The 20410-nt window shown below is 69.3% G+C and carries 19 protein-coding genes and 4 pseudogenes; 11 read left to right on the forward strand and 12 right to left on the reverse strand.

Features of this window, described 5'->3' with window-relative positions:
• Positions 1-117 (forward strand): annotated as a pseudogene (locus ACZ69M_RS04085) (IS5 family transposase); the annotation flags it as partial.
• 262 nt (positions 118-379) lie between these two features.
• On the opposite strand, the gene ACZ69M_RS04090 reads toward ACZ69M_RS04085, so the two are convergent.
• The gene (locus ACZ69M_RS04090; protein ID WP_470046412.1) at positions 380-1036 is read right to left on the reverse strand and encodes a response regulator; all 657 of its coding nucleotides are present in this window, start codon (positions 1034-1036) and stop codon (positions 380-382) included.
• Positions 1033-2058 carry a sensor histidine kinase gene (locus ACZ69M_RS04095; protein WP_470046414.1) on the reverse strand — a complete coding sequence of 342 codons (1026 nt, stop codon included), beginning with the start codon at positions 2056-2058 and terminating at the stop codon, positions 1033-1035. Before ACZ69M_RS04095 ends, ACZ69M_RS04090 begins: the two co-directional genes overlap by 4 nt.
• A gap of 132 nt (positions 2059-2190) precedes the next feature.
• Between ACZ69M_RS04095 and ACZ69M_RS04100 the strand changes: the two genes are divergently transcribed.
• From ACZ69M_RS04100 to ACZ69M_RS04115, 4 genes are all read left to right on the forward strand, one after another.
• Positions 2191-2919 carry an ABC transporter ATP-binding protein gene (locus tag ACZ69M_RS04100; protein WP_470046416.1) on the forward strand — a complete coding sequence of 243 codons (729 nt, stop codon included), beginning with the start codon at positions 2191-2193 and terminating at the stop codon, positions 2917-2919.
• A complete protein-coding gene (locus ACZ69M_RS04105; RefSeq protein ID WP_470046418.1) occupies positions 2919-3707 on the forward strand; it encodes an ABC transporter permease in 789 nt (262 codons plus the stop codon). Before ACZ69M_RS04100 ends, ACZ69M_RS04105 begins: the two co-directional genes overlap by 1 nt.
• Before the next feature lie 624 nt (positions 3708-4331).
• Positions 4332-5465 (forward strand): serine hydrolase domain-containing protein, encoded by a 1134-nt coding sequence (locus ACZ69M_RS04110; protein WP_470046420.1) that lies wholly within the window; start codon positions 4332-4334, stop codon positions 5463-5465.
• Positions 5466-5713: 248 nt separating this feature from the next.
• Positions 5714-6859 carry a PP2C family protein-serine/threonine phosphatase gene (locus ACZ69M_RS04115; RefSeq protein WP_470046422.1) on the forward strand — a complete coding sequence of 382 codons (1146 nt, stop codon included), beginning with the start codon at positions 5714-5716 and terminating at the stop codon, positions 6857-6859.
• A gap of 687 nt (positions 6860-7546) precedes the next feature.
• On the opposite strand, the gene ACZ69M_RS04120 is transcribed toward ACZ69M_RS04115, so the two are convergent.
• From ACZ69M_RS04120 to ACZ69M_RS04135, 4 genes are all read right to left on the reverse strand, one after another.
• Positions 7547-8482, reverse strand: coding sequence for a GNAT family N-acetyltransferase (locus ACZ69M_RS04120; protein WP_470046424.1), 936 nt, complete (start codon positions 8480-8482; stop codon positions 7547-7549).
• A gap of 116 nt (positions 8483-8598) precedes the next feature.
• Positions 8599-8946 (reverse strand): YciI family protein, encoded by a 348-nt coding sequence (locus ACZ69M_RS04125; RefSeq protein ID WP_470046426.1) that lies wholly within the window; start codon positions 8944-8946, stop codon positions 8599-8601.
• Entirely contained in the window at positions 8943-9866 is a 924-nt protein-coding gene (locus tag ACZ69M_RS04130) for a Vgb family protein (protein ID WP_470046428.1), read from the reverse strand. The genes ACZ69M_RS04125 and ACZ69M_RS04130 overlap by 4 nt, the downstream gene beginning before the upstream one ends.
• A complete protein-coding gene (locus ACZ69M_RS04135) occupies positions 9863-10543 on the reverse strand; it encodes a CatB-related O-acetyltransferase (RefSeq protein WP_470046430.1) in 681 nt (226 codons plus the stop codon). The genes ACZ69M_RS04130 and ACZ69M_RS04135 overlap by 4 nt, the downstream gene beginning before the upstream one ends.
• 277 nt (positions 10544-10820) lie before the next feature.
• On the opposite strand from ACZ69M_RS04135, the pseudogene ACZ69M_RS04140 reads away from it, so the two are divergent.
• The 5 genes and pseudogenes from ACZ69M_RS04140 to ACZ69M_RS04160 all read left to right on the forward strand — a co-directional run.
• Positions 10821-11672: pseudogene (locus ACZ69M_RS04140) on the forward strand (LysR family transcriptional regulator); the annotation flags it as partial.
• A 159-nt stretch (positions 11673-11831) separates the two neighbouring features.
• Positions 11832-11951: pseudogene (locus ACZ69M_RS04145) on the forward strand (transposase); the annotation flags it as partial.
• 464 nt (positions 11952-12415) lie between these two features.
• Complete coding sequence (locus ACZ69M_RS04150) at positions 12416-13363, forward strand: serine protein kinase RIO (RefSeq protein WP_470046432.1); 948 nt, start codon at positions 12416-12418, stop codon at positions 13361-13363.
• Positions 13364-13435: 72 nt separating this feature from the next.
• Entirely contained in the window at positions 13436-13945 is a 510-nt protein-coding gene (locus ACZ69M_RS04155) for a hypothetical protein (RefSeq protein ID WP_470046434.1), read from the forward strand.
• 86 nt (positions 13946-14031) lie between these two features.
• On the forward strand, positions 14032-14460 hold the full coding sequence (locus tag ACZ69M_RS04160; protein WP_470046436.1) for a hypothetical protein: 429 nt from the start codon (positions 14032-14034) through the stop codon (positions 14458-14460).
• Positions 14461-14704: 244 nt separating this feature from the next.
• Here ACZ69M_RS04160 and ACZ69M_RS04165 read toward each other — a convergent pair whose 3' ends face one another.
• Positions 14705-15214: an NUDIX domain-containing protein gene (locus ACZ69M_RS04165; protein WP_470047504.1), complete on the reverse strand. Its 510-nt coding sequence runs from the start codon at positions 15212-15214 to the stop codon at positions 14705-14707.
• A gap of 486 nt (positions 15215-15700) precedes the next feature.
• Positions 15701-16012, reverse strand: a pseudogene (locus ACZ69M_RS04170) (transposase); the annotation flags it as partial.
• Positions 16013-16285: 273 nt separating this feature from the next.
• Between ACZ69M_RS04170 and ACZ69M_RS04175 the strand changes: the two are divergent.
• Positions 16286-16720, forward strand: coding sequence for a cupin domain-containing protein (locus ACZ69M_RS04175; RefSeq protein WP_470046438.1), 435 nt, complete (start codon positions 16286-16288; stop codon positions 16718-16720).
• Positions 16721-16982: 262 nt separating this feature from the next.
• On the opposite strand, the gene ACZ69M_RS04180 is transcribed toward ACZ69M_RS04175, so the two are convergent.
• From ACZ69M_RS04180 to ACZ69M_RS04195, 4 genes are all read right to left on the reverse strand, one after another.
• The gene (locus ACZ69M_RS04180; RefSeq protein WP_470047506.1) at positions 16983-17408 is read right to left on the reverse strand and encodes a ferredoxin reductase domain-containing protein; all 426 of its coding nucleotides are present in this window, start codon (positions 17406-17408) and stop codon (positions 16983-16985) included.
• Between the two features lie 174 nt (positions 17409-17582).
• Entirely contained in the window at positions 17583-18287 is a 705-nt protein-coding gene (locus ACZ69M_RS04185) for an alpha/beta fold hydrolase (RefSeq protein ID WP_470046440.1), read from the reverse strand.
• Positions 18284-19096 (reverse strand): citryl-CoA lyase, encoded by an 813-nt coding sequence (locus ACZ69M_RS04190; protein ID WP_470046442.1) that lies wholly within the window; start codon positions 19094-19096, stop codon positions 18284-18286. Before ACZ69M_RS04190 ends, ACZ69M_RS04185 begins: the two co-directional genes overlap by 4 nt.
• Positions 19089-20300, reverse strand: coding sequence for a CaiB/BaiF CoA transferase family protein (locus ACZ69M_RS04195; RefSeq protein WP_470046444.1), 1212 nt, complete (start codon positions 20298-20300; stop codon positions 19089-19091). Before ACZ69M_RS04195 ends, ACZ69M_RS04190 begins: the two co-directional genes overlap by 8 nt.
• Positions 20301-20410: the final 110 nt, after the last annotated feature.

Here is a 20410-nt window from a genome sequence, read left to right on the forward strand (position 1 = left end):
GCCCGCGACTACGAAACCCACCCCCACCGCTCCGAAGCCATAATCCACGTCGCGATGATCGACCTCATAAGCCGCAGACTCACCCGCGAATCCACTCCCAACTGGCGCGACACCTGAACCTCGAACCAAACAACCTCGCCAGGACAAAACGCTCTTTTAAGGGACAGCCTTTACTTACGTGGCATCCAGTTGGAAGGTCCAGAGCACCAACCCATCCCGACCGTAGACGGCGGCCGTCGATGGCGGTCGCTTCCCGGCGGTGACGAAGTGGTCCCTGATCTTGGCGACCGTGTCGGGGAGTCCCGCCTCGGTACTCTCCGGGATTGATCCCTCCGGCTGCCAGTACATGGTCAGCTCCCAGTGTTCGACCGGACAAGCTTTAGTCAGTGAGCCCGCTGCGGTAGGCGTGGATGACGAGTTGGACGCGGTCGCGGGCGTCGAGCTTGGTCAGCAGTCGGGCGACGTGGGTCTTCACCGTGCCCGCGCCGATGTAAAGCCGTGCGGCGATCTCGGCGTTGGTGAGTCCTTCGGCGATGAGCAGCAGCACTTCGTGCTCACGGGTGGTGACGGCCTTGGGCAGACGCGGCGGTTCCTGACCGCGCGGTGGCTGTGCCGGCCTGTTGACGTATGCCGCGATGAGCCGTTTGGTGACGCGTGGCGCGAGCAGCGCCTCGCCCTGGGCGACGGTGCGGACGGCGGACAGCAGGTCGAGGGGCGGTGCGTCCTTCAGGAGGAAGCCGCTGGCCCCGGCGCGCAGTGCGCCGAAGACGTACTCGTCCAGGTCGAAGGTGGTGAGCATCAGGACACGGGCGTGGCCGGCGGCGGTGATACGGCGGGTGGCTTCGATGCCGTCCATCTCGGGCATCCGAATGTCCATCAGGACGACGTCGGGCCGGTGTTCGGCGGCGGTTGCGACGGCGTCCCGGCCCGTTGCGACGCTGCCGATCGACTTGAGGTCCGGGGCGGTGTCCACGATTCCGGCCAGTCCGATGCGGATCAGCTGCTGGTCGTCGGCGACCAGGACCCGGATGGTCACGGCCGCTCCCGCGCGTCGACGGTGGGCTGTGGCCCGTCCACGGGGATGCCGGCCCGTACTCGGAAGCCGCCGGTCGTGGCCGGCCCCGCCTGCAGGGTGCCGCCGTAGAGGGCGAGGCGCTCACGCATCCCGGTCAGCCCGCGCCCGGTGCGGCCCGGGGCCGGCCGGACGCTGCCGTCGTCGGTCACCGTGAGAGTCAGCTCGCCGGGTCCGTACGCGACGGTGACATGCGCGGTGCTCGCGTCGGCGTGCTTGACCACGTTGGTCAGCGCTTCCTGGACGATCCGGTACGCGGCTGCCTCCAGCCCAGGGGGCAGGGGTCTGGCGTGCCCGGTGACGGCGAGGTCGATCCGCAGGCCGGCGCTCCGGGTCCGTTCGGCGAGATGGTTCAGGTCGGCGAGTCGCGGGGCGGGGGCCAGGGCCGTGTCGTCCACGTCGTGGGTGTCGTCATGCAGCACGCCGAGCATGCGGCGCAGTTCGACGAGGGTCTCCCGGCCGGTGGCCTCGATCGCCTCCAGCGCGCCGCGCGCGTCCTGGGGACGGTCGTCGAGCACCAGGCGGCCGAAGCCTGCCTGGACGGAGATCACGCTCATCGAGTGGGCGATGCTGTCGTGCAGCTCGCGGGCGATGCGCAGCCGTTCCGCCGCCGCCTCACGACCGGCGCGGTCTCGTTCCTGCTGCAGCAGCCCGTGCAGATACCGGCGCCGCTGGCCGACCGCGAAGCCCACCGCCCAGGCGACGGCGAAGAGCAGAGCGAAGGGCACCACGGCCCCGGCGTGTTCGAACCTGGGCAGGCCGGTGGACACCGCCATCGCCAGCGCCGCGGCCAGGGCGATTCCCGCGGTGCGGGCCGGGCGCAGGGACGTGACGCAGAAGAGCGCGAAGGCCAGCGGCAACCCGCCCCAGAAGATCGCCTGCGGATGCCACGGCGCCAGGCCGCACACCGCCAACGACAGGACAACAAGGGACTCCGGCCAATAGGGCCGGAACGACTCCGGGGCCGCATGCGTCTTCCGTTCCACGACCTGAGGCTATGCGCCTCCCGGCCATGCCCACATCGTCCGCTGGCCGTATGCCGTACGGCAGACCCGGGCCCGACAGGACCTGCCCGCAGGCAGATGAAGCATCCTGCCCGTCCCGGCATCGTCATGGACGTGATTCGATGTGAACACCTCACCAAGCGCTTCGGCCGCAAGGTCGCCGTCGACGACCTCAGCTTCGAGGTCCACCCCGCCCGTGTGACCGGCTTCCTCGGCCCCAACGGCGCGGGGAAGTCGACCACCATCCGAGCCGTCCTCGGCCTGGACACCCCGGACGCCGGACGCGCCCTGGTGGACGGCGCACCCTACCGCCAGGCCGAACAGCCGCTGCGCCGCGTCGGCGCGCTCCTTGACGCCGGGGCCGTCCACCGGGGCCGTACAGCGCGGGCGCATCTGGCCGTGCTCGCGGCCACCAACCACATCCGGCGCGGCCGGATCGACGAGGTACTCGCCCTCACCGGCCTCGCCGACGTCGCGCACCGCAGGATCGGCACCTACTCGCTCGGCATGAAACAGCGCCTGGGCATCGCTGCCGCCCTGCTCGGCGACCCGCCGGTACTCATCCTCGACGAACCCGTCAACGGCCTGGACCCGGAAGGCATCAGGTGGATCCGGACCCTCATCCGATCACTGGCCGCCGAAGGGCGCACCGTCGTCGTCTCCAGCCACCTGATGAGCGAGATGGCCCTCACCGTCGACCACCTTCTCGTCATCGGACGAGGACGCCTGCTCGCCGACGTCCCGATCACCGACTTCGTTCCGGCCGGCGCCTCACTGGAAGACGCCTACCTCACCCTCACCGAATCCGCCGTGGAATACCGAACCGAAGGGACAGGCCACTGATGCCCACCGCGCTGACAGGAGCCATGACCGGCGAGGTCATCAAGCTGCGTACCCTCCGCTCGACCTGGATCACCGCCCTCATCGCCGTGGCATTCGGCCTGGCACTGAGCCTCATGGACGTCGCGCACACCGCCAACGCCTGGCCGCACATGACGACGGCCGACCGGACCCAGTTCGACCCCGTGGGCGATTCACTCTCCGGCTTCGCCTTCGCCGTCCTCGCCTTCGGCGTCCTCGGCGTGCTGGGCGTCAGCAGCGAGTACACCACCGGACTGATCCGCTCGACGCTGACCGCGACACCCAGGCGCGCGCTCGCCTACACCGCCAAGACCCTCGTCATCGGCGGATTCGCCCTGCTGCTCGGCGAACTGACCGCGTTCACCAGCTTCTTCATCGGACAGGCTGTCCTGGCCAAGCAGCACCTTGACGTCGGTCTGGGCACTCCAGGCGTGCTTCGCGCCGTGTCCTGTGCCGGGCTCTACCTGTTCGTCGTCACCATCGTGGGCTATGGCCTCGGGGCCGTCATCCGGCACACCGCCGGAGCCATCGCCGCGCTCTTCGCCCTGGTCTACCTCGGCTACGGCGCGGCCAAAGCCGTCGAAGGCTGGTCCACCCTGCCCAGCAAGCTCATGCTGAGCAACGCCGCGGACACCCTCGGCCAGCTCCACCCACACCCCCTTCACCCGGAACGCACCCCCTCCCTCTCCTTCGCCCTCTTCGACCTCGCCCTCTACCTCGCACTCGCCCTCGCCTGCGGGGCCTGGCGTTTCACTCGAGACGCCGCATAGATCGAGACCGGAATCATCACCACGACAAGTGAACAACCAGACGGGAGTTGTCCTGTCGCAGTGCATGTGACAGACACCGAGCGACTGACCTGCTGGGCTGCCACATCGGTTGAGAACGTGTACCTTCACCGTTCTCAACCGGTGCGGTGTTCGCGGAAGCCGGACTCGTGTTGATGGACCGAGAAGATCCCCACGGTCACTCGGGTTCCCCACGCAGCGCGCGACGCGATGAGAATCCGCCAGCCTCGGTGCGACAGGACAGGAGTTCGTCTCATCGCGTCGTCCCTTGGGCCGGCCAAAGGCCACGGCGAACTAGAAGGGGACAAACGAAATGCGCGCCTACACCGAGCCTGTCAGCGGGTACGGGCTGCTCGATGCACTGGCCCGCAACAAGGTGAACGTGCAGAAGGTGCTCACGGCCTGGCCGGTGTCGGCGGGCAGGGATGACGGGGCTCATTCCCGACGGCCCCTAGGTGAACCCCTGATCCCGGCGTCGGGGCAGGCGGCCCTTCGTTCCGGGAAACCCCCTCCTTCCCCGGGTGGATCCCTCGTACTGGCGTGGACGGGCACCATCGTCCACGCCAGTACGACGGGGGCACAGGGAACAGCGAGGGCGGGAGAACGATGAGGGGCTCACGATTCGGGGCGTTGGCGCTGCTGACGGTGTGCGCGCTGGTTCCCGCGGTGGGCGGTGCGGCCGCCGCACCGCCCACCGCGGTACCGGACGCGACCGCGTTGCAGGCGGCGCTGGACCGGGTGACGGCGACCGGCGCGGTCGGCGCGGTCGCCGAGGTCCGCCAGGATGGCTCGGTGTGGCGCGGCAGCAGCGGCACGTCCCGGCTCAACGGCCGGCAGGCCGCTCCTGTCGACGGCCGCTTCCGCGCCGGAAGCGTCACCAAGACATTCACCGCCACCGTAGTGCTCCAACTGGTGGGCGAGGGGCGGCTGCGCCTGTCCGACACCGCCGAGCGGTGGCTTCCCGGCCTCGTCCCTGCCCCCGGAGGCGACAAGATCACGGTCCGGGAACTGCTCCAGCACGCCAGCGGCCTGCCCGAATACACCGACGGGCTGCTCGACGGCGACGCCCCCCACGACCGCTTCCGCACCTGGACACCCGCCGAGCTGGTCCGACGGGCCGTCAAGGACGGCAACCGCAACCGCCCTCTGCTGTTCCCGCCGGGCACCGATCACCACTACTCCAACACGGACTACATCGTGCTCGGGATGATCATCGAAAAGGTCACCGGCCGCTCCTACCGCACCGAAGTCGACCAGCGCATCATCCGGCCCCTCGGACTCCGGGACACCCGCCTGCCGGGCTCCTCTCCCCTCATCACCGGGCCCCACTCCCACGGCTACGAACCGGTGAAGAAGGAGGACGGGACACTTGTCCCGGTCGACTACACCACCGTCAACATGTCCATCGCCGGCGCTGCCGGCGAGATCATCTCCACCACCGCCGACCTCGACCACTTCTTCCGCACCCTGCTCAGCGGCGGCCTCCTGCGCCCGGCCGAGCTGCACGAGATGACCGCCGACACCAGCGGCGGCGGCTGGGGCCTCGGCCTGGAGATGGCCACCCTCCCCTGCGGCACCATCGTGGGCCACGGCGGCGGCACTCCCGGCTACCGCACCATCTCCTTCCACACACTCGACGGCACCCGCCAAGTCACGGTGGACTGGACCGACTGGGGCACCGACGCCGACGCCAGCCCTGCGGCCCTCGCCCTGATGACCGCCGCCCTCTGCCCCTCGTAGCCGCAGGCGCCCGAGCCTCCCGCACTCCGGAACGAGGAAGCAGTGGGAAGCGGTGGAGGGCGCGGAAACCGTGTCGAAGGCGACGCGACACCGTCCGTCGCTCTCGTGTTCCCAGACGAAGATGTCCGGCCGCTGCGGCTTCTGCACGAAGGCGAACTGGTCACCGCCCCCGTTGCTCCCGAATGCCGGAAGAGACTCGCTGCTCGTGGGGCCGCCCCGGGGGGAACGCGTCGGGGCAGAATGGGCGTATGGGTGTCCGGCGTGGGCGTTTGTCGCGTGATCGCCTCCTGGAGGAGCCATCGAGCCGCGGGCTGGTGGCGATCCCGCTCGTACTGATCGTGGCGATCACCGCGCTGGATCTCTACACACCGGCCGATGTCCATCTCGGGCCTCTGCTGGTCATCGCACCCGCGCTCACCGCCTCTCTCTCCGGGACGCGGCTGACCGCTCTCGTCGGGGCCCTCGCGGTGGCCGCCCTGGTGCTCGACGCCGGGCTCGACGGCACACTGACCACGGCCAACCGCATAGCGCAGATCTTCGCGCTGCTCTTCCTCTCCGCCCTGACAGTCTTCCTGCGATACGTCACGGAGCGGCGTGAGCATGCGCTGAGCCGGGCACGCTCGGTGGCGGCGACCACGCAGCGGGTCCTGCTGCGGCCTCCGCCGCGCCGGATCGGCCCGTTGCGGGTGGCCTGGCTGTATCTGTCCGCGGAGGACGAAGCGGAGATCGGGGGTGACCTCTTCGCGGTCGGCCGGGCCGGGCATGCCGCGACCCGGGTGGTGATCGGAGATGTGCGGGGCAACGGCCTGGCCGCGATCGGTGAGGCCTCGCTGGTGCTGAGTGCCTTCCGTGAGGGCACTCACCGCTGCGCCTCTCTGCTCGAGCTGGTGGCCGTCCTTGAGGACAGCGTCAGCCGGAACGTGGAGGACGTGGCAGACACCAAGCATGATCCCGGCGAGCACTTCATCACCTGCCTCGCCCTGGAGATCCCCGACGAGGGCCCGGGGGCCGAGATGGTCAACTGCGGGCACCCGCCACCGCTGCTGGTGACCGATCAGCGGGTGACGGTTCTGCACGCCCGCCGCCCCCTGCCGCCGCTGGGCATTGGCGAACTGCCCGCCGAGGCACGCCGCACCGACCCGTTCACCTTCCAGGCCGGCGACATGCTCGTCCTCTACACCGACGGTGTCATCGAGGCCCGCTCACCGACCGGAGCGTTCTATCCGCTCGCCGAGCGGGTCGCGTCCTTCCCCGCCGCAGGCCCCGACGATCTGCTGGACCGGATCCACCGCGACCTGCTCGCCCACATCGGCGGCCCTCCCGCTGACGACGCCGCCATCCTCGTCATCGAACACGCCCCCTCGCACCACCTCCTCCGGCCCCGCACCCACTAGAAAAGCCTCAACGGCTCCCACCGGCCCCGCACGCCAGATGCAGGCGCCGCCCCCTCGGTGTCCAGAGGTGCTCGCGAGTACGTCTACGGCGCCGCTGTACGCCTCCAAGATGACGTACGCCGACAAGCACCACGAGCACGGCGTTTGTCGCCGCCCAGGTCGGGAGCCTTTGGGAGGCATGCGCGCCTCCACGTGCGTACCCCGTGCACACGAAAGGTCAACACGGGCATGTCTCATGCGAGTCGCTCGCGCCAGGTTGGAGGAAGACTCCCGTCCACGAGCACCACGCGACGCCGACTCGGCACAGGCCCAAGTACCACCACGAGCACACCGACGACGGACACCAGCCGCGCCTTCTGCCCGCCGAACGAGTCGAGCCGGATGCCGTTGAGGAGGAGGCCGCGTACCAGGACCCGACCGGCCGGAAAGGTCGGCGAAACCTCGGAACGGGGGTTGCCGCGACACCCCGACCACCTTCGCCCGAGAACTGAGAACTGAGAACTGAGAAGAGCGTCTTCCGACAGCCGCCCCCGGCCCTGCACCGCGTGAGGACAGCGAGGCAGTTGGCCGGGCTCAGATCAGCGTGGCCACCGAACGACGCCGCGCCGTACTCCACTGAGTGCATCCGCGAAAGTCGCGCGGGGCAAGAGTTGTTGGGGGAGAGACCCGCGGACGCACCAGGCGGGGTCAGTCCCAGACCAGGTTGAGGGAGCGTTCGAAGTTGACGTATCCGGCACGGGCGAAGGACTTCGCCATGGGGACGTTCCCGAGGTCCGTGGATGCCCTGATCCGGTCGACGCCCTCGGCGGCCAGGACGCGGGTGCCCTCGGCGAGGATCTCGTCGATGTAGCCGTTGCCGCGGTGTGCGGGCAGGACACCGATGTACGCGATGATCGGGTGGTAGCTGTTGCGGGCGGGGATCACGAAGCCCACCGGGCCGCCACCGTCGGCCAGTTCAGCGACACGCCACCACTCGTGCGGGCTCTTGAACCCGGCGAACTCTCCGTCGTAGTGCCGTTCGGCCGCCGCGCGCGGGCTCAGTCCGGATGACAGGTCCGCCTGGCCGTGGGCGTCGAGGGTGCCCTCCATGACCGGGGCCATCAGGGCGAGGAGGTCCTCACGGTCGGCCACCGGGCGGAAGACAAGACGCCCCCTGGGCTCCGGGAGCTGGGACGACGGAGTCCACTGCAGCCGCAGCCTCTCGACCAGCAGCCGTGCGCCGGTGCTCTCCAGCACGCGCGTGCGGGACTCGACCACCTCGCGGGCTGCGAGGTCCTCACGCCAGTCGGGCGGGACGAAACGACCGTACTCCGGCAGTTTGGCGCCTGCTGGGAAGACGGCCGCCGTCGCCTCCTTGAACAGCCGCAGACCGATCTCGTCGCGGTCGGCTCTGGGCAGCGTGTCGTCGATGTCGAAGAAGTCGAACTGCAGCGGGACGTCACCGCCCGGGGTCGTCCACCAGGCGAGCCGGGCGAGGAGGCGGTCGCCGTCCAGGGCCACCCAGGCCCACTCGGGGCGGCGGCATCCGCTTGCGAAGTCGTCGGTCAGTTCGTGGTCCAGGACGTAGGAGAGCCGGCAGAAGAGATCGATCTCCTCGGGGCCGGTCAGAGGTCGGTAGCTCACCGATGTCGGTATCAAGTCAACTCCTGTGAAGGGGTACAGCGCTCGGGACCCGGCAGGACGTGCCGGTCAGGCGCGCCGGATGTCCCGGGCAGACGGCGGGGCGGGCCACCTGCTGATCAAGCCGATTCGAGGACCGGGCGGATTTCGAGCGCCTCCGGGGTGGGGAAGCCGCGGGCCAGCTCGATGGCCTCGGCGCGGTCGGCCACCTCCAGCACGAACCAGCCGCCGAGGGTCTCCTCCCCCCTGTGCACGGGCCCCTCGGTCACCGCTGCGGACCCGTCCGCCGTCTTGCGCACGGTGACAGGGCCCTGGTGCTCGGTGTCGAGGGCGTCGCCGCCCGCCAGCTTGCCTGCTGCCGCGAGCTCGCCGATCCACGTCTCGTACGCCTTGCGGTAGGCGTCGCGGTCGGCCTGGATCCGGGCACGTGACGCGTGCGTCTCGAAGATCACGAGGGCGTACTTCATGAGGCATTCTCCTGTTCGGTATTCCTGGTGATGTTGGTGGTGGTGGGTCCGATGCGGGCCAGTGCACCTGTCTCCAGGGCCGTCCATAGGGCACCGTCCGGGCCCACCGTGATGCCATGCGGTTCGGAGGCCGGGGTGGGCAGGTTGTGGGCGGTGACCATGCCGTCGGAGGTGATCGAGCCGACGCGGTTGCCGCCCCACTCGGTGAACCATGCGGTGCCGTCGGCGTCGGTGGTGACGGCGTGCGGCCTAGCCGAGCGGTCGGGCAGCGGGTACTCGGTGATCCGGCCGTCGGGCGCTCTGCGACCGATCTGGCCAGCCGCGATCTCGGTGAACCAGACGCCGCCGTCCGGACATACGGCGATACCCACCGGCGCGGCCGCCGCGGTGGGCAGCCCGTGGACCGTGATACGGCCGTTCATGCCGATGCGGCCGATGGCGTTGGCCTGGTTCATCGTGAACCACATTGCGTCCTTGGCCGCGGCGATCGCGGAGGGGAACGCGCCGGTGCACGGCAGCGGGTACTCCGTAACCGATCCGTCAGTGCTGAGGCGGCCGATGCGGTCGGTGGCGGTCTCGGTGAACCACAGCTCACCGTCCGGCCCCGCGGCGATCCCGAAGGGACCGCACTGCGCGGTCGGCAGCGCGAACTCCGTCATGTGGCCGGCCGTCGTGACCCGGCCGATTCGGTGCGCCCGGTACTGGGTGAACCACAGCGCGCCGTCCGGCCCGTCGCTGATGACCGTCGGACCACTGTCCGGGGCAAGCTGATGACTCGTCGGCTCCTGTCCTGGGGCGAAGCGGCCGATCTGGCCGCTGTGCACCAGGGTGAACCACAGCGCGCCGTCCGGGCCACTGGTGATCCCGTACGGGCCGCTGTCGCGACCGGACACCGCGTACTCCTCGACCACCCAGGTCACTGCTGCTGCTCCAGACCTTCCGCGGCGGCGATGCGCTCGATGTCCTGCGGGGAACCGGCCATGACGGTGCGCGCGTTGGCGGTCACCAGCTCGACGGGCCAGTCCCACCAGGCAGCGCGCACGAGCCGTTCGATGTCGCTGTCGTCGAAGCGCTGTCTGATCGTTCTGGCCGGGTTCCCGCCCACGATGGTGTACGGCGGTACGTCGGCGGTGACCATCGCACCGGCCGCGATCACCGCGCCGTCGCCGATCCGTACTCCCGGCATCACGGTGGCTCCGTATCCGAACCATACGTCGTTGCCGACCACCGTGTCCCCGCGGCTGGGCATGCCGGTGACGATGTCGAGGGTCTGCTCGGCCCACTCCCCACCAAACATGGTGAAGGGGAAGGTGGACACCCCCATCGACGGGTGGTCGGCGCCCGCCATCAGGAACCGGGTGCCCGTGGCGATCGCGCAGTACTTGCCGATGACCAGCCGTTCCGGACCGTAGGCGTACAGCACATTGCGCTCCACGAAGTCGGTCGCGCCGTCGGGGTCGTCATAGTAGGTGAAGTCACCTGCAACGACGTTCGTCCCGGCGACCAGCGGCTTGAGGAAGACGACCCGCTCGTGGGCAGGCAGCGGGTGCAGGGTTGCCGGGGCAGGTGTCCGGGCAGTGCTCGGGTCAGAGGTCACGCGGGAATCTCTCCATAGGGGTTCGTGCGCGGCGGGCGGCGAAGCCCCAGGGCCGATGAGGTACGCGCCTTCCTCACGGTCCATGTCATTCGGGCCGACGGCTGAATCGAGCGGGCCGATCCTGCGGTCTCGTACGGTTCATGTCGCCACCGGTGGGAGTCGGCTCCCGGCTCGGTACCCAGCATGCGGAGCGAGCAGCCCGGGAACAATGGCCGATCTTGTTATGGTCGTTAACCCAGAGGTTCATGATGTGGGGGCCGTGATGGACGGGGGCAGGATGGAACTGCGGGACATAGAGATCTTCCTGACGCTCGCGGAGGAACTCCACTTCGGCCGCAGCGCCGAACGCCTGCATGTCTCCCCAGCCCGTGTCAGCCAGGCGATCAAGAAGCAGGAACGCGTCATCGGCGCCCAGCTCTTCGAGCGGACCAGCCGGCAGGTGCGAATGACCCCCGTCGGAGAAGTGCTGCTCCAGCGGCTGAAGCCGGCATACGAGGGCATCCAGGAAGCCATAGCCGAGGTGACCACCATCGCCCGCCACCCGGCCGGCACGCTGACGCTGGGGGTCATGGGCGCACAGATGCATGACATGCGCCCGGTCCTGACCCACTTCCGGTCCCGGCACCCGTCGGTCGAACTCCGGTTCAAGGAGGTGTTCTTCAGCGATCCGTTCGCAGCCTTGCGGGCCGGCGAGGTCGACGCAGTGACCACGTGGCTGCCGGTTCGCGAGCCGGACCTGACCGTCGGAGTGGTGCTGCGCGAGGAACCGCTCCACTTGATGGTGGCCGCGGACCACCCGCTCGCCCAGCAGGAGTCGGTGAGCATGGAAGTACTCGGCGACCACATCGTGCCGCGCCTGAACGGTCCTCTTCCCGCCTACTGGGAGAGCGCCGTCCTGCCGGCCCGCACACCGGCCGGACGCTCCGTCCGCCGCGGCCCGGCCGCCTCCACCTTCAACGAGATCCTTGCCCTCGTCGCCGCAGGCGACGCGGTGTGCACAGTGCCCGACGAGGGACGGCGCTACAACGCCCAGCCCGACGTCGTCTTCCTTCCCCTCCACGATGCCCCGCCCGTCCAGTGGGCCCTCATCTGGCCCACGGACCGCGCGACCCCCCAGGTACGCGCACTCGCCGAGGCGGCGACGGACTGCGGGGACCTACTGAGTTCTTCGGGTTGTTGTCGGCCGTTGAGTCAGCGTGAGTCCGGTGCCAGCGCGGTGTTGGCCAACGGGCCACGCCGTAACAGAGACCAGACGCCCTCCATCGGATTCAGGTCCGGTGCGTAGAAACAGCGGGCCAAGGGCGACTGCGGTCTGCGCGGGTTGATGCTGGATGGACGGCGCAAGTCGATTCAGGCGATGGCCGCTCGGCTGCCGGATGGCAACGAGCAGAACCTGCAGCAGGAAGTCGAGTTCGAAGCGCGACAGGTCCTGGGGGGCGCGCACATCGAGGACGGTCCGGCCGTGCAGCCGCCCGGTGCGCAAGGAGTAGCCGTCCCGGACGTCGTAGTGCGGCACGTCGATGCCGCCGTTGCCGTCCTGTGGGAAGTACGGGTCTCCCGTCCCGCTCGCACCGGGCGTCGGGGCCCGTTCGGCCACCGCGGGTCCGGCTGGCAACGACCCGGCCGGCGTCAGCCCAGGCAGGGCCGGGATGAGCCCGGTACGGAGGATCACGCCGGAAACCCACGGCACCGCTGGGGCCGCTCGGTGCGGGCCGACTTTATTCGGTTGCCGCTCCCTGTGTCCGCCCCTCACCATGGGCGAGACACCGGGAGCTGCCCGGTGCTCCACGAGAGGAGGCACGACCGTGACTACGACTGTCCTCGGCCTGCCCGCAGACCGCCTCTCTCTCGCCTCATGGAGCACCTCCAGCGATGTCTCACGACGATCTCTCGCAGCACCCTCAGCACCCTCAGCACCCGGCATTTGCTGACGGCATCATCACCGACCCCCACCGCCATGTCCCGCCGCCGGACGACCTGGGCGACGTCGACGACCGGTTCGTCTTCGACTTCATTTCCTACGATGACCTCGAGGACGGCCAGCGCTGGTCGACCTGGCTCAGCGTCGAACCCCTCTGCCGAGGCCCCGAGCCGCTCCCGGACTGGGTAGTGACCTCACAGGGCGCGATCGACACCGAGCTCGGCGTCCTCAAGACCGGCAAGGAGGCCGACGTCCACCTCGTCGAGCGCGCCGACCCGCTCGACCCCGCTTCAGGCGTGGTCATGGCGGCCAAGCGGTACCGCTCTCCCGAGCACCGGACCTTCCACCGCGCCGCGTTCTACACCGAGGGCCGCTCGATGAAGCGCTCACGTGACGAGCGGGCCCTCAAGCGGAAGAGCACCTTCGGCCGGCAGGTCGCGGCCGGCGAGTGGGCGGTGTCCGAGTGGGGTGCGCTGGTGCGGCTCTGGGACCTCGGGCTGCCGGTTCCCTACCCGGTCCAGATCGACGGCACCGAGATCCTGATGGAGTGGATCACCGTCGTCGACGAGGACGGCGCCGTCCAGACCGCGCCCCGGCTCGCCCAGACCCGACCCTCACCCGAGCTGCTGGCGGCGTACTTCGAGCAGCTCACCGACGCGCTCGCGACGATGGTGCAGAACGGCGTCGTGCACGGCGACCTCTCGGCGTACAACATCCTGGCGGCGGGCGAGCGGCTGGTCATCATCGACCTGCCACAGATCGTCGACCTGGTCGGCAACCTCAACGGGATGAACTTCCTCCAGCGCGACTGCGCCAACATCTGCGGCTGGTTCCGCTCGCGGGGCCTCGAGGTCGACGAGCAAGCGCTGTTCGCGGAGCTGATGGCGCACGCCTTCTGAACCGGGCGGGCCGGCTAACAGCCCCAGCGGTGCCTCAGGACCCCGGACGGCCACCCGCACCACCCGGTCGGGATGCCCGAGCTGCGCCCGCTCGCCGACTTCGTCTTCGGCCACGGAGCCGTCGGCCCTGCTCTGGAACAGGTCTGCACGCTGCCGGAACGCTGGGAGACCTCCCCGAAATCGCAGCCGGAGTTGGTCCGTTCCTCGATGCACGATGCCCTGCTCAGCGCCGGCAGCCCGCACCCGAAGGACGTGACCCTGGAACTGCTGCAGGACCTGGTCGCCGACCATCCGGCATCCAGCGCACGGCGCCGCGGGTTCTTCAAGATGTCCCGGGTCCTGGCGGCGAACGGTTTCATCCCCGAGCCGCTCACCGGCAGCCGCCAACAGCGCGGAACGCGTCCGGAGACCGTGGCCTCGGTCCCGCCGGAGTGGTTGGAGATGGTCGTGCGCCGGCGGAAGTTCAGCACCGACGAGCCCGGCACCATCCGCACCGAATTCCCCTTGCTGCGGGTGGCCGGGCGCTGGGCGGCCGAACGACACCCAGAGGCGACGATCCACAAGCCTGGACACGTGACATAGCCGCGGAGTACATCGCGGACACCTCGATCGCGGTTCATGGCCAAGGGGCCGGCCACAACCGCAACCGCACCGGCTGGGGCGAGCCCTTGAGCGCCAGCGAGAAGGCCGGACGGGTTGACACGATACGCAGCTTCTTCTGCGACCTGATCGAATGGGAATGGATCACCCCTGGGTTCGATCCCCGCCGCGTCCTGGCTCTGCCGCTATCGGTCCGAGCCGGGCGCGACCCGGACCCCCGGATCACCGACGATGCCGCCTGGGCCAAACTCATGGCCGCCGGACTGACGCTGACCTCCGACGACTTGCGCGCCTACGGGACACCACGGGCGAAGGCCGCCGGATGGCACGCGAACTACCACCCGATCGACATGATCCGCGCCCTGGTCGGGGTGTGGTTGTTCGGCGCAGCGGCATTCTCCAACCCGGTCGACCCCATCGTCGGTGAGCTCATCGATGCCTGGAAGGACGTTCGCCCTGCCCAGCCGGACATCCCCGATCGCAAGACCGGACAGTGACGCCAGCATCTGTTCTGCTGCCGCGCCCAGCTCATCGGCTCCGCCTACCTCAATGACAAGCTCATCGCGATTCTCTGCGCGAGGGCCGGCATCCCCGAATCCGACTCTCGCGGCGCACTTACGAGCCATCGGGCTCGTGCCACGATCGCCACCCAAGCTGAACGCCAAGGACCCCCTGTCTCTGGCTGACCTGCAGCAATGACTGGGACACCAGCACCCGTCCAGCACCCGTTACTACGCCGGCTCATGAGCACCGTTCCTGCGCGGAAGTCGGGGCAGCACGACAAGCGAGATATCGATCGAAAACCGCATGGCTATCAGGAGTGAAGGTCCACTGCTGCAGAGCCCGCCGCAGCTCGGACTCAGTCAGCCACCCGTGCCAGGCCACCTCTTCCGGATCGGGGGCGACGATCTCCGGAAGCACGGCGTCACAGACCGCAAGCCAGTGAGGGCTGAGCCCGCCCCTGTTGAGGAACTTGAACCGAAGGCACACTGTCGCCCGAACTCCCAGCTCCTCGCTGAGCTCGCGGGCGGCTGCCTGCTCATAGGACTCGCCGACTCCCGCAGCACCCCCGACCCCAAGTTCGTAGTGCCCTGGGTAATGGGACAGGTGCTCGGCCCGCCGATGGACGAGAAAACGGCCTTGCCCATCGCGGCACACCACCACGCCAACCCGGTGCAGCCAGCCCTCCCGAACGGCGTCCCCCCGACGGGCTACCCCCAGCACACGGTCCCGAGCGTCAACACGTTCCACGAGTTCATCCACGACGCACACGATCGCAGAACCCACTGACACCCGCCCGGAATGCCCGGACAGGCACGCAGTCAACGGCCGTCGGACCGACCTCACCCCACCAAACGAAAGGACACAGCCCTGTCTCGATTCTCAATAACCTGCCATTTGATGCCGGTGTCGACCAGGTAGCGGATCGCATCGAGTATCGGCGCGGTGGCAGTACGCCTCCGGCTGCCCTCCCCGGCCGCGCATCAAGCCCGGCACCGGCAGCAACCGCCGCGTTCCCGAACCGGTGAGCGACACAATCACACCCCGGTGCAGCCGAGTTGGACTCCACCGGCACGAACGCGTACCACTGCGGGATCCGGGTCTCCTGGAACTCGGTTGGCTTCACAACCCCGAGCTACCAAGAGGCCCTGTCCTCATGCCCGCAGACAGCCTCGATCACCCGATCGAGACTCCCGTTCGACACGCACCCCTCAAGATCGGAACGACGACAGCTGCTAATCGGCTGGCCTTCTCCCTCACCTGGCAGCGCAGGAGTTCCTTGATCCGCTGGTCGAGGCCGTCCTGGCGCCACAGCGTGAAGTAGTAGAACACCGCCGACCAGGCCGACAGGTCATGGGGCGGATATCGCCACTGACAGCCCGTCCGGTTCTGGTAGAAGATCGCGTTCACGACCTCCTGGAGATCACAGGTCCCGGGGTCTCCTGTCGCCGACCGCCCCACCCGGTCCTGTTTCCAAGCCGTGATCATCGGCTCGATCAACGCCCACGGCTCGTCCGATAAGTCGCTCGGATACGGTCTTCGCTCCATGCCCGCATCCCAGCATGTGCATGCCGAACTGCCGGTCTGCACGACGATCAGTACCACGAACGAGCGATCACGCAACGAGTGGGAACGGACTTAACACCCTTTCAGTGCGCGGCACCTTCCTCGGCCGGGACTCCGGTGAGGCCGATCAGGCTCGTTTTGGCCGCCACGTCAGCGTCGCCATCCGACGGTGGCGAGGGCTGTCACACATCGCGACTCCACCCTGTCTTAACCAACGTAAGAAGATCCAACCGACCATGAACGATGAGGAAACTCATGAGCACCGAACACTCGCACCACATCGAGAACCCCAACGCGACCACACCGCCGCCCAAGATCGACGTGATCGGCTCCGTACCCGGCGCACGGCAGATACCCGAGGGCGCCGAGGCGATGACACTCCTGGTCACCCTCCCGCCGGGCTGCGAGGGCGCCCCGCCGCACCGCCACTCCGGCCCTGCCTACGGCTACGTCCTCAAGGGCGAGATGATCTTCGAACTGGAGGGCGAGCCGGCGCGCGTCCTCAAGGCCGGCGAGACCTTCTGGGAGCCGGGCGGCGACGTCATCCACTACCAGGACGGCAACAACCTCGCCGACGCCGAATCCGCATTCGTCGTGACGATGTTCTGCGCACCCGGCCAGCCGATGCTCATTCCGGTCAGCGCGGAGGAGCTCGAGCAACGGCGGGACCGTCGCGCACCTCGCCCCTGACTGCACGGGGGAGGTCGGATCCGTGCCCGCCTCCCCCGGCATTCCGGCGCCTGAGGACAACCGGCGCCTTGTGCGCGAATACGACCACCGCCCCAGGAGTCCGGAGTCTCGCGAGCACGGGGCGATGCCCGACGTGATGACGCGCTGGTGGCTGACGTCGCCACCAGTCGTTCCTCCAGGGTCTCAAGCGCGAGTTGCTCCACGGAAGGCGCAGGACATCGAAGACGCAGACTCGACTGGAGCTGTTCCGCCGCCTGTCGTACTACAACCGGCACTGTCGGCACCGTGATCCCCGCGTCCTCCACCGCGGTGAGGATGGACTTCTCCGGGGAACGGTCAGCGTGAGGTCGCTCTGGGCGAGGTGAATCTCGAAGGCCTCGTTCAGGACCGGTTCGGACAACGGCTTGGCCACGAACCGTTCGACGTGCAGCGCGTCCTGGGGCCAGGCCGCGCACTTCTGCTCGACAGCGGTCAACAGCGGCTCGGGCCCACAGCAGTAGACCTTCGTACCGGGCTGCGGCACGCCGAGCAGGCCGTCGAGGTCGATAAGTCCCTTGTCGTCCTGCGGCCATACGGTGACGCGGTCGCCGTAGCCCGCGAGTTCGTCGAGGAAGGCCGTCGAAGCACGCTGCCGGCCGCCGTAGACGAGCCGCCAGTCCGCGCCCGCGGCCTCGGCGGCGCGGATCACGGCCAGGATCGGGGTGATGCCGATGCCGCCCGCGATGAACAGGTAGCGCTCTGGGCTCGGCCACCAGTGCGTCGACCCCAACCGGGGGAACTCGCGGCGCTGACGCGCCCATGCTCATCAGGCTCGGCATTCCCGTCCGGCCACACGACCATCAGGTCGAGCTTCTCCTCCCGCTCACGATGGTTCGGCGAGGAGAGTTGCCTGCGCGGCCAGGAACCGGGCCAGCGGCTCGGGTGCCGAGTAGAACGGCGAATGATCGCAATCGAGTTCGATGCGTGTGGTGGCTCGCGCGGCGCAGGCGCGCTGTGCCGCGGGCCGTACGACCCGGTCCGCAGCACACACGACGTAGGCGCTCGGGACCGTCAGCCACGCGGGGTTGTCGAGGGACGCCTGTGGCACCCGGCTACGCATCGGCCGCCACAGCGCCGTCGCACGTGCGGCGTACTGCGGCGGCGTGGCGGAGTAGAGCACGTCCCGAGCTCCCGGCAGCAGTGTCGCCGTGCCGTCGGGGGCCGTCTGTACGCCCTGGTGGAAGGCTGGGTCGTTCCAGTGCGGGGTGAGCTGCGCGGGGGACTCACCGGGCAGCGGCATCCGCGCGGCGACGTACACCAGGCGCCCAGCGGCCTGCCCTCCGGCGGAGACCGGCAGTCCGCCGTAGCTGTGCGCGACGAGCAGTACGGGGCCCTGTCGTTCCGCCTCGCGTACAGCGACGCGCACCGCATCGGTGTCATCGGTGAAGGAGGTGAGAGGGAGGTCGATGGCGTGGCTGCGCACGCCGGCCGCCGTCAGCCGGTCGGTCACCGGCTCCCAGCACCAGGCGCCGTGGTGGGCGCCGTGCACGAGCAGGACGAGGGGCTCGCGCGCGGGCGGCGCGGTCACGGGCGGTTCCCGGGGTGCGGGTCGGGGGCTACGGAATGGTTGTTCAGGTCGACGGAGAGGAAGATGTCGTTGCCGACCGGGTTCCGCATCTCCTCGGCGAGCTGGCCGATCAGCCCGGCGGTGCGGGCCAGCAGCGCGAAGCCACGCAGGAGCGGGACGGGCAGGTCGAGGTCCGCCAGCGCTGCGCCGCACACCCCGGCGCCGTTCAACGGCAGGGTCTTGCCCAGCACTTGCGGGTGCGTCCGGCCGATCGCCGCGAACAGCGACAGGTGGGGGCCGAACTGCTTTTCCTGCGCGGCGATCTCCATCAGCCGGGGGGTGCGCGGATCGCCGTCCTTGTGGACGTGGTGGCCCAGTCCGGGCACGAACCGCCCGGCCTCCCGCAGTTCACGTACGGTCGTGAGCGCGAGAGCGTCCCAGTCCGCTTCGCGGGACGGAAGCGGGCCCGGGTGGCGCTCGATTACCTCGTGCAGGAAGGTCCCGGTGTCCTCGGTGACGCCGAGGAAGCGGGAGCCACCGCCCAGCAGGCCCGCGGCGAGAGCGCCCTGCACCGAATCCGGCGCCGACAGGTAGGTGAGGCGGGTGACGATCGCGGTCGGGGTGAAGCCATGGTCGGCGAGCGCGGCCAGCACTGCCTCGAAGACCCGTACCTGGCCGGGGGTGGGGCGGCGCTGGGTGGCGAGCCAGTAGGCGAGTTCGCCGAAGCCCACCTGGCCCATGACGTCGCGGGCCAGGTCCTGGCCGAGCAGCGTGATCGTGGTGCGGTTGGCGGCGCCCAGTGCGGTGGGATAGGACGGCTGGTCAGTCACGGTGAGCCTCCGGTGTCGCGTGCGCGTCCCGTGGTGCGGCGAGCCACTTGCGCAACTCCGGGCCGTGCTCGTCGAGTTCGGGGGGCGGCAGTTCGTAGCGGGCCGGGGTGGCGGAGAAGGTGATGGGGTGCCGGACCATGGGCACGGACCGCTCGCCCTCCCCGACCTGGACCACGGGGTCGAGTTCGAAGCGCTCGGCCATGGCGAAGCCGCCGTCGATGGTGTTGATGGGCCCGGCCGGCACCCCGGCTGCGACGAGGGCTTCGAACCACTCGGTCGCGCCACGGGTGGCCAGTCGTTCGACCAGCAGTGGCCGCAGCTCCGCACGGCGGGCGGTGCGGTCCTTGTTGCGCGCGAACCGCGGGTCGTCGGCCGTCTCGGGGATGCCGAGCACCTCGCACAGGCGCCGGAACTGTCCATCGTTGGCGGCGGCGACGATCAGGGCGCGGTCGGCGGTGGGGAGGGGCTCGTAGGGGAAGACGCTGGGGTGGGCGTTGCCCATCCGATAGGGCACGGTGCCGCCGGCCACGTAGGCGGAACTGTGGTTGACCAGGCCGGACAGTGCCGAGGAGAGCAGGTTGACCTCGACATGCTGGCCGCGGCCGGTCGCGTCGCGGTGCCGTAGCGCCGCGAGAATTCCGATGGTCGCGTGGTTGCCGGCCATCACGTCGAAGACCGAGATGCCGGCCCGGTAGGGCTCTCCCTCCGGGTCGCCGGTCAGGCTCATCAAGCCGGAGATCGCCTGCACCATCAGGTCGTAACCGGGTACGTGGCGGCCGGCACCGGGCCCGAAGCCACTGATGGAGGCGTAGACCACGCCGGGGTTCGCCGCCGCGACGCTGTCGAAGTCCAGGCCGAACTTGGTCAGTGCGCCGGGCTTGAAGTTCTCGATCACGACGTCCGCCCGGTATGCCAGCTCACGTGCCGCCGTGGCATCCGCCTCATCGCGCAGGTCCAGAGCGATGGAGCGCTTGTTGCGGTTGACTCCCAGGTAGTAGGTGGACGTCTCGCCGCGGGTCGGCGGCACCCAGGTCCGGGTCTCGTCACCGCCGGGTGACTCGACCTTGACCACCTCGGCTCCGAGATCGGCCAGCAGCATGGTCGCGTACGGGCCTGCCAGCACCCGCGAGAAGTCCGCCACCAGCACCCCGGACAACGGACCGCCGCCCTGGCCCGGTGCTGCTGACCGTGTGGGTATCTTCATGGAACCATCCCTCCGCGACCGCACAGCGGACACTTGTCCGTTGATCGACGATTGTGGCACGCCGAACACGCCCCGGCGAGGGGGCGGAGAGCATTTCACCGGCCGGCAGC

The organism is Streptomyces sp. NPDC107454 (genome assembly GCF_055582885.1).

Coding starts and splice junctions, on each gene's coding strand:
- ACZ69M_RS04105 (WP_470046418.1), top strand. CDS start 2,919: ATGCCCACCGCGCTGACAGGAGCCATGACCGGCGAGGTCATCAAGCTG.
- ACZ69M_RS04110 (WP_470046420.1), top strand. CDS start 4,332: ATGAGGGGCTCACGATTCGGGGCGTTGGCGCTGCTGACGGTGTGCGCG.
- ACZ69M_RS04115 (WP_470046422.1), top strand. CDS start 5,714: ATGGGTGTCCGGCGTGGGCGTTTGTCGCGTGATCGCCTCCTGGAGGAG.
- ACZ69M_RS04125 (WP_470046426.1), bottom strand. CDS start 8,946: ATGAAGTACGCCCTCGTGATCTTCGAGACGCACGCGTCACGTGCCCGG.
- ACZ69M_RS04150 (WP_470046432.1), top strand. CDS start 12,416: ATGTCTCACGACGATCTCTCGCAGCACCCTCAGCACCCTCAGCACCCG.
- ACZ69M_RS04155 (WP_470046434.1), top strand. CDS start 13,436: ATGCCCGAGCTGCGCCCGCTCGCCGACTTCGTCTTCGGCCACGGAGCC.
- ACZ69M_RS04175 (WP_470046438.1), top strand. CDS start 16,286: ATGAGCACCGAACACTCGCACCACATCGAGAACCCCAACGCGACCACA.
- ACZ69M_RS04195 (WP_470046444.1), bottom strand. CDS start 20,300: ATGAAGATACCCACACGGTCAGCAGCACCGGGCCAGGGCGGCGGTCCG.